Source organism: Mesorhizobium sp. M2A.F.Ca.ET.067.02.1.1 (assembly GCF_004023285.1).
Lineage (GTDB): Bacteria > Pseudomonadota > Alphaproteobacteria > Rhizobiales > Rhizobiaceae > Mesorhizobium.
Map to the genome: position 1 here is coordinate 1 of NZ_RZSB01000240.1, position 7,832 is coordinate 7,832.

General features: G+C 61.3%; 11 protein-coding genes and 1 pseudogene. 8 read left to right on the top strand and 4 right to left on the bottom strand.

Going from position 1 to position 7,832, the window contains the following annotated elements; translation table 11 throughout:
- Nucleotides 1-631 precede the first annotated feature (631 nt).
- Nucleotides 632-967: a hypothetical protein gene (locus EOA28_RS17540; protein WP_127253096.1), complete on the top strand. Its 336-nt coding sequence runs from the start codon at nucleotides 632-634 to the stop codon at nucleotides 965-967.
- 159 nt (nucleotides 968-1,126) lie between these two features.
- Here EOA28_RS17540 and EOA28_RS17545 read toward each other — a convergent pair whose 3' ends face one another.
- Nucleotides 1,127-1,441 (bottom strand): hypothetical protein, encoded by a 315-nt coding sequence (locus tag EOA28_RS17545; protein ID WP_245463267.1) that lies wholly within the window; start codon nucleotides 1,439-1,441, stop codon nucleotides 1,127-1,129.
- Between the two features lie 246 nt (nucleotides 1,442-1,687).
- Between EOA28_RS17545 and EOA28_RS17550 the strand changes: the two genes are divergently transcribed.
- Both EOA28_RS17550 and EOA28_RS17555 read left to right on the top strand, forming a co-directional pair.
- Nucleotides 1,688-2,200, top strand: a complete 513-nt coding sequence (locus EOA28_RS17550; RefSeq protein ID WP_128315090.1) for a ferritin-like domain-containing protein — start codon at nucleotides 1,688-1,690, stop codon at nucleotides 2,198-2,200.
- 114 nt (nucleotides 2,201-2,314) lie between these two features.
- Nucleotides 2,315-2,524 carry a hypothetical protein gene (locus tag EOA28_RS17555; RefSeq protein ID WP_127253100.1) on the top strand — a complete coding sequence of 70 codons (210 nt, stop codon included), beginning with the start codon at nucleotides 2,315-2,317 and terminating at the stop codon, nucleotides 2,522-2,524.
- Nucleotides 2,525-2,573: 49 nt separating this feature from the next.
- Here EOA28_RS17555 and EOA28_RS17560 read toward each other — a convergent pair whose 3' ends face one another.
- Nucleotides 2,574-3,584 carry a YihY/virulence factor BrkB family protein gene (locus EOA28_RS17560; RefSeq protein WP_127253102.1) on the bottom strand — a complete coding sequence of 337 codons (1,011 nt, stop codon included), beginning with the start codon at nucleotides 3,582-3,584 and terminating at the stop codon, nucleotides 2,574-2,576.
- A gap of 383 nt (nucleotides 3,585-3,967) precedes the next feature.
- Here EOA28_RS17560 and EOA28_RS17565 point away from each other — a divergent pair, with 383 nt between their 5' ends.
- The 4 genes from EOA28_RS17565 to EOA28_RS38890 all read left to right on the top strand — a co-directional run bounded on the left by EOA28_RS17565 (nucleotide 3,968) and on the right by EOA28_RS38890 (nucleotide 6,575).
- Nucleotides 3,968-4,975 (top strand): HWE histidine kinase domain-containing protein, encoded by a 1,008-nt coding sequence (locus tag EOA28_RS17565; protein ID WP_127253104.1) that lies wholly within the window; start codon nucleotides 3,968-3,970, stop codon nucleotides 4,973-4,975.
- 6 nt (nucleotides 4,976-4,981) lie between these two features.
- A complete protein-coding gene (locus EOA28_RS17570; protein WP_127253106.1) occupies nucleotides 4,982-5,338 on the top strand; it encodes a response regulator in 357 nt (118 codons plus the stop codon).
- An 81-nt stretch (nucleotides 5,339-5,419) separates the two neighbouring features.
- Nucleotides 5,420-6,022: an NAD(P)H-dependent oxidoreductase gene (locus EOA28_RS17580; protein ID WP_281059006.1), complete on the top strand. Its 603-nt coding sequence runs from the start codon at nucleotides 5,420-5,422 to the stop codon at nucleotides 6,020-6,022.
- Between the two features lie 385 nt (nucleotides 6,023-6,407).
- Complete coding sequence (locus EOA28_RS38890) at nucleotides 6,408-6,575, top strand: hypothetical protein (RefSeq protein WP_189342077.1); 168 nt, start codon at nucleotides 6,408-6,410, stop codon at nucleotides 6,573-6,575.
- A gap of 15 nt (nucleotides 6,576-6,590) precedes the next feature.
- On the opposite strand, the gene EOA28_RS17585 is transcribed toward EOA28_RS38890, so the two are convergent.
- Nucleotides 6,591-6,839 carry a hypothetical protein gene (locus tag EOA28_RS17585; RefSeq protein ID WP_126083260.1) on the bottom strand — a complete coding sequence of 83 codons (249 nt, stop codon included), beginning with the start codon at nucleotides 6,837-6,839 and terminating at the stop codon, nucleotides 6,591-6,593.
- 569 nt (nucleotides 6,840-7,408) lie between these two features.
- Between EOA28_RS17585 and EOA28_RS17590 the strand changes: the two genes are divergently transcribed.
- Complete coding sequence (locus EOA28_RS17590) at nucleotides 7,409-7,594, top strand: hypothetical protein (RefSeq protein ID WP_127253108.1); 186 nt, start codon at nucleotides 7,409-7,411, stop codon at nucleotides 7,592-7,594.
- Between the two features lie 27 nt (nucleotides 7,595-7,621).
- Here EOA28_RS17590 and EOA28_RS38895 read toward each other — a convergent pair.
- Nucleotides 7,622-7,832: pseudogene (locus EOA28_RS38895) on the bottom strand (hypothetical protein); the annotation flags it as partial.

Here is a 7,832-nt window from a genome sequence, read left to right on the forward strand (position 1 = left end):
GGAGATGACAACCGCTGAGAGGCCAAGTTCGGGCAATCAGGAGAGACGCCGTTAAGACTTCGGTCCGGACCGCGCGGGACCGTGGGCCCACACCGGGAACGGAAGCCACTTGCTCCCGTTGGTCGAAGGCGAAAGCTGCACAGGCAGCGCCTCATCAAGGATTGAGAGAGAAGACATGAACAACATCATCTGGCTCGTAGGAGCAATCGTCATCGTCCTTGCCATCCTTGGATTCCTCGGCATCCGGTGACGCTGGCGGGCGTCACTTAATCGAGAAGCCGCTCCCGGTGGGCAATGTGCAGCGCCTGCGTGACTCGGAATAAATCGAGCAGTTCCAATGCCTGCTCGGCTGGCGCGCCCAGCTCGATGAGGCGATCGATAATCTCTCGCTGGCGGGAGATATGACGCTCCCGTGCGGATATGACGATTGAGCATCTGAAGCTCGGTTTCGGGGCTAACCATCTGGTCCCAACGCGAGGGTGAGGATCGTATCGCAACACAGTATTGTGCGCCCGCGATCGTGCGCCGGCTTTGATCTTCATCAATTTCCGGAGGGGCCTGGTCGTCATGGCGCGCCTCGACTCCCCTCTGCCCACGGGGATATGATTTCAAAGCTCGGAGGGCGAGCCTGATGGACCGCTTTATCGCCAGGGAGAACATCAAGCACTTCGTGGACCGCCTTCAAACGGAGACGGACGACGGCACCAGAGCGACGGTCCAAAGGCTGCTAATTGCTGAAGAGGACAAATTCGCGAAATTGTCCGAACGGCTGGATATGGTGGACCAGAACATCCTCAGGATCGCCGATCTTGCAACGCTGCAGCGCCCAAAGGTCAACGACATGCGCCCTGATGGCGACGGCGCGGCATTGGCCAACCGTCACCTCGAAAACCTCGAGCAATTACACGAACTCTTTGTCGAGAGCCGGCAGCTCGTGGTCACCATGATGGATAGGTCCAGCCTGTAATCGGCACCCGGTCGAATACGCGCCCTCTACACAAGATCTTGCGTCGCGGCCCATAACGGGTCTCCTCCCGGCGCAATGCGTTGAGCCGCGTTGGCCCGGCGCCACGAACAACAAAAACGGCGGCCGAAAGAGCCGCCGTTCCTTGTCTGTCGACCGGCCTCAGTTTGCGCCGCCGAGTTCCTTGGTCATCTTGCAGAAATTGTCATGCTGCTTGGCGATAGTTTCGTCGCCGCAATCCTTCTTGATCGACGTGCGGTCTTCCTCGGTCATGGCCAGCCATGCCTTCTTGAACTCATCGCCGGATCTCATCGTCTTCATCCCCGCATCGGTGAAGAAAGGCGCCATCTTTTGCGGGTCATCCAAGGCCGATGTGCCTTTGGCGCTGCTGGCCATCGCCGCGCTGGTCGCGAGCGAAAGCGCGAGTGCGCTCATCCAAAGAATTTTGGTATTCATTTTTCTTCTCCCTGCGTTCATTGGAAACAACTGCTTTTCAACAGCGCTTGTGCTGGCAAAAAGTTCCAGGCGGAATCAAAGAATGCAGCCGCGCGAATTGCCGCCCCGAGGACGGTCGGCCTGCCCGCTTCGGTCGGCTCGTTTGTTCGGGCGGCGGTCAACAACAAATGAGAGTTTCCCGGGCGCTTTCACTGGAAAATTCTGTTGGGAACAAGTTCGAAAAAACTGTGTTGGGGTTGGTTATCCACCCACTCAGGAGATGCAGACATGCCGACAACGAAAGCGGCCTCGAACAAGGGCCTCAACGAACTTTTCCACGATACGCTGAAGGACATCTATTTCGCCGAGAAGAAGATCCTGGCAACGCTGCCCAAGATGGCCAAGGCAGCGCAGGACGAGGCGCTAAAGGCCGCTTTCGAAAAGCACCGCGACCAGACCCAAGAACATGTCGCGCGTCTCGAGGAAGTGTTCGAGGTGATCGACAAGAAGCCGGTGGGCAAGACCTGCCAGGCGATCATGGGCATCACCGAGGAAGGCGCCGAGATCATGGAAGAGTACAAGGGCTCGCCCTCGCTCGACGCAGGCCTACTGGCCGCGGCCCAGGCCGTCGAGCATTATGAGATTTCGCGCTACGGCACGCTCAGGACCTGGGCGCAGGAACTCGGCCTGGCCGAGGCCGTCACCTTGCTCGACCAGACGCTGAACGAAGAGAAGGAGACGGACGTCGCGCTCACCAAGCTCGCCGAGTCCGCGGTCAACGTCGCGGCAGAGGCAGCCTGAGTTTAGAGCAAGCTGCGCAGCCCTACGGGAAGGCAAGCGTGCAGGCCTGCCTTCCCGAGCTCACCATGGAACTTCAACGCCGGCCGGGAGTTGCCATAGGCGGAAACTCTGGCGATGACAAAAGCGTCGCTCCACCTGCTGAAAGGCATAGGTTATCTGATCTCGACGGTCAGCGTGATATTGCTCGCCATCGTGAGCTGGTCGAGCGCATCGCAAAGCCCGCTGCTGGTTGCCTGCCTGCTCGGCGGCGCCGCCACATCGATCGCCGGCATGTTCTGCCGCTGGCTATCCTACCAGATCGAAAAGCGCTTGAACGACCGGTAAGGGACACGCCTTTTTCCAGGGCGGGGCCGCATTTGCTGGACACTCAGTTTTATCGCGGGCGGTTCGGCCTGTTGGCGCCGGTTTGCGACATCAGCGCGGTGATCAGGCAGGCGATGACAATCCATACGGCGACTTCGATGCCCGAGGCGCCGCGCGCCGGCGGCGGGGCGGTGGCGGCCGCCGGCGGATCGGCGGCCACCGCTGGCGCGAGGTCCGGCCGGGTGCCGCGGCGCAGCGAATAGGCGCGGGTGATTTCGGCGCCGAAGAGGAAGATCTGCGCCGAATAGTAGACCCAGACCAGCACCACCATCAGGGCTCCGGCCGCGCCATAGGAGGTGGCGATGGCGCTGGTGCCGATGTACCAGCCGATGAGCGACTTGCCGATGGTGAAGAGCAGCGCGGTGACCAGCGCGCCGACGCCGACATCGCGCCAGGTGAGCTCCCTGTCGGGCAGGACCTTGTAGATCGCGGCGAAGAGGAACGCGATCAGCGCGAAGGAGACGATCGTGTTGATGGCGCTGACGATCAGTTCTCCGAAAGGCAGGCTCCGGTTGATGATCTCGCCCAGCGCCGCGATCGCCGTGCTGGCCGCGAGCGAGACCAGGAGCAGGAAGCCGAGCGCAGCCACGAGGCCGAGGCTCGCCGCCCTCGCCCTTACAAGGCGCGACAGCGACGCCCCGTTGGGCCTCACCTTCCAGATTTCGTTGAGCGACTGCTGCATCTCGCCGAAGACGCCCGACGCCGTGACCAAAAGCGTCACCACTCCGATCAGCGTGGCAAGCGCGCTCGACCAGCCATGCGAAGCGGTCTCCAGCGTGGCCTTCAGCAGGTCGGCGCTCTGTGGCCCCATCACGCCCGATATCTCGGCCGTCAGCGCCAGCTGGGCGGCATCGTTGCCGATGACGAAACCGGCGATCGCGACGACGATCAACAGGATCGGCGCTAGCGACGTGGTGGCGTAGAAAGCCATCGCCGCGCCATGGCTCAGCGCATTGTCATTGATGTAGCCGCTGACGCTTTCCTTCAGTATGATCCAGCCTTCGTCGACCCAGCGCGGCATCGCCCCCTCACCTGTCTCGGACACGGACCGGGCGCGGTTCGGTGCCGGCTTTGTCGGACTGCATATTTCCTGCCATTGCTGACAAGACCTCCCTTGAGCGGGCCGGGTGGGACAAGAGCTCGACTGCCTTTTCGTTGGCCAGAGCGAGAAGCCGGAGAAACCAGCCCTGTTCTCTTTGCCACCAGGTCCGGCTGACGCGGCCCGCCAATCACAACCCGGCGCCGGCGTGATGGTTCCGGGAACACCCGAAGGCCGGAGGCCGAGGAGTACGGACCCCGGCGCCGATGCCATAAAGCCGCTTCGCGCGATCTTCGCTTTGGAGAAGCGCGGTTGTATGATCTGCGGCAGGCTTATAGGCTGTCGGGTTAACGGGTATTTCGGCAATGGATTTGGAAGACCTCTACCGGATTCTGCGGACAGGTCACGTGCAGGCCCAAGGCATTGTCGACACTGTTCCCGATCCCATGCTGGTGCTGGACTCCGCCCTGACAGTCCAGAGCGCCAACCGCGCCTTCTTCAGAACATTCGGGGTCGAGCGTTACGACACGATCGGACAGCACCTGTACGACCTCGGCAACGGTCAATGGGATATCCCCGAGCTGCGTCATCTCCTTGGAGAGGTGATCCCGAAAAGCTCGGCGGTGATCGATTACAAGGTGACGCATGAGTTCCCGCGTATCGGGAGAAAAGTCATGCTTCTTACAGCGCGCACCGTGTTCAATCCGGACAATGTCAGCCACCTCATGTTGCTGTCGATCGTCGACATTACGGACAGAAGCCGGAAAGAAGCAGAGTTCGAAGCGGTCTTTGGAGAATTGCGCCACCGGCTCAAGAACCTGCTCGGGCTCGTGCGGGCGCTGGCCAACCAAACGAAGACGGAAGGCATTTCGGCAGAGGAATATCGTAGCGCGTTCCTCGGCCGGCTGCAGGCCGTTGTGGATGCAAATGACCTGGCATTCAGCGATCATGGTGAAGATGGTCTCGAAGCCCTGGTGGCGCGCGCGACGAAACCCTTCCAGACCGCTCCGGAGACGATCATCATCGAGCCCGGCCCGTCAGTGACGTTGGCTTCGAAGCAGATAACGTCGCTAAGCCTTCTGCTGCACGAACTGGCAACCAACGCCGTCAAGTATGGCGCTTTGTCAGCTCCGGCCGGGACGGTTCGAATTCGATGGGAGATCGAGCAGGGCGATCATCCATTGCTGCGCCTGTCCTGGCGCGAGAGCGGGGGCCCGCCTGTACGCAAGCCCACCTCGACAGGGTACGGAACCCAGCTCATTCAATTCGCCATCGCCTACAATCTCGGTGGCAAGGTGGAACAGAATTATCGAACCGAAGGTTTCGAAGCAGAGATAGTCGTCCCACTCGAAAGGGCCGCTCGCCCAGATTGATGGCCGGTGCAAAAGACCATCCTGATCGTCGAAGATGAATTCATCATCGCGATGGATCTTAAAGTCATGCTCGAGCGCCTGGGATGGCGGGTCCTGGGACCGGTCGCCAGAGTCGCGCACGCGCTCCGCCTGCTGGAAGACGAACTGCCGACGGTGGCCTTGCTCGACGTGAGTTTAGGCGACCATCTCGTCACGCCGGTAGCCGAGGCCTTGCGCGGCCGCGGTGTGCCATTCGCGGTGGCGAGCGCTTATGACAAGCCGGAACTCTTCGGCGGGGCCGTCCTGGTGGGGGTACCCAATGTAGGCAAACCGACATCGGAGTGGAGCCTCCTGGAGGTTCTGCCGAAGCTCTCGCCGCCCTGATCCCGCGCCCCTCCACTTCTCGCGTCGAAGCCTAGGCAAAGCAACGGCGTTCGACTAGCCTCGAAGCGGGATCAGAGCCGCGTGGGGGCATGCGATGAAGGTCAATGTCGTCTACGCGCATCCGGCGCAGGACAGCTACGTGGCCTCGCTTCACAGGCGAGTCTTGGGGGTCCTCAAGGCCAGGGGCGACGAGGTCGTCGACTTGGATCTTTATGCCATGAAATTCGATCCCGTCATGCAGGTCGAGGAGTTGAAGGGGCACGCCGGTCCATCGCCAGCACCTGCGAACTGCGGGTCTATATCGACGCGTTGCAATGGGCCGAGGCTTGCGTGTTCTGCTTCCCGACCTGGTGGTCGGGCATGCCTGCTGTGCTCAAGGGATATTTCGACCGCGTGTGGCGGCCGGGCGTCGCGTTCGACCTGCCGACGGATGGCGGCACGATCAAGCCGGCACTTTTGAATATTCGCCGTATGGGCGTCGTCACCACCTTCGGCTCACCCTGGTGTTACACCAGGCTCTACATGCAGGACCCGGGCAGGAAGGTGCTTTTGCGCGGCTTGAAATCCATGTGCGGACGCACGGAGAAGCACCTCTTTCTGGCGAAATACTCGGTGGAAGGCATCTCCAACGAGGAACGGGAAAAGTTCGCCCGCAAGGTGGAGCAGCGGTTCGAGCGATTTTGAACGGCCCCGCAGACTGCGGACCACCTTCGTTCTGAGTCTATGAACACTCCGCTGCTTTGTTGGCGAAGTATGGATGGTGCGCGTCGATCATTGCGGCCGTGTCTTCGAAGCAACCGATGGGATCGGCCATGTTGCGGTCCATTGCGCGAAAACGATCTCGACGGTTAACAAAAGTGGATGCGCGGCCGGTGCCACATGAGCACCATGTCGGCGTTCGCCCCTGGCGGGGCCGAGCTCAAGCCACCTTCTCCCCCTGGCTCATGCCAGCGGGCTTTTTTGCGTCGCGCTTCTCCGGGCTTTTTGCTCATACCAAACCGTTTCGAGCTCGGCCTAACGAAACCTCTCCTGGCTTTGCGCTTTACTTGTAGAGCGATGGAGAGTGCGCATGCAGAAGGACGGGCACGACGAAAAAGTCGATAGCCGACTGCTGGCCGGGAAGCTGGCCAAGGAAGTGGGTATAACCGAGGCGCAAGCGAGGGAGCTAATCCATATGATCGGCTTTGACTGGACGTCCCTCGTTCGCGAAGCCCGCTTTTTGAAAGACAGGCATTGACCGGGAGCCGACCGCTTATGCGAGCCGCCTGATGCGGCCGCTTGCCAGGCGAAACACTCCGTCGGTGCCTCCCTGTCGCTCGAAGTCGGTCTGGATTTCGTCCCACGTGCCAAGATAGGCCCCGCACTCGGCGCAATGGATCGGCGTTGAGGATTGGGCGTTCCTGGGGATGTTCAACCGGATCGTTCCGCAGTGCGGGCATTCCAGACGGTGATCGAGATACTCACCCTTCGCGGCATAATGGCCGCCTCCTCCGTCGCTCATCGAAGCTCCACTTCCCTTGATAGGTTGGGCGAAAGCGTGATGGGCTCTTCCGGCGCGCGCTTGCCTTTGCTCTGTGCGGCGACTGCTCGAACTTACACCTTCGGCGGGGTGACGCCCTAACATATGATTGGCCGAGCGATCACGGTTGGTCGCCGGCAATGCTTGCCGGACCTGTCCTGCCAGGCCGGTTCCGACCGGGAATGTCTGTCAATCCCGCAGCTTCCTCGCTGACGCCCGAGCGTCTTGCGGTCGTTGCCCGTGCTCGCTGATCAGCTCTGTGAACCTGCTCAGGAGTGGATCCGATGCTGCTTCGCGCAGTAGCGCACCTCATGCTCCTCGCCCGCCGACACGCGGTCGCGGTATCGAAAGTCGCGTTTGGTCCTGTCGTCCGTCATGGCCGTTCTCCTGGTCAGATTGAACAGCGACATAGCCGGAATATTCCAAGGCGCTTTTTCAGCAGAAACCAATGCACCCCTCACGGCCCGCCGGTCGGGCGCAATCGGCGATTTGCAACAGCAGGCATTGCATCTATATTTAGCTGACTAAGTGATTCATGGCGCGGTGAGCCGATGGCCAAGAAGAAAAACAAACCGACCTCTTCCGGCGTTGTGGAGGCCTCGCGCGCCGAGATCCACGAAGCAACCTATTTTGCCCGCAAATGCGGCCTCACCCGCGACGAGGCCCTGCAGATGATCCGCGAGGCGCACGCCTCGCCGGTCCTCAAGCCGGCCGAGAGCGAGAAGCGCAAGCACTGATCCTTATCGAGTGAGGCGCGCGCCTCGTCACTGCCCAGTCTGCGGCGGCACCTCGCCCGGCTTGATCACCGGCATTTCGCTGCCGGTCGGCGGCGGGGTCGTCGCGTTCTTGTCGCCGGTCGGCGGCGGCTCCAGCACGCCGCCGCAATTGCCGAGCTGTTTCGACAGCTCATCCGTATCGGCCTCTTGCGTCTGTTTCTGCTGCTGGTCGTTGGCGTCCGGCTTGGCCTGGCAGTTC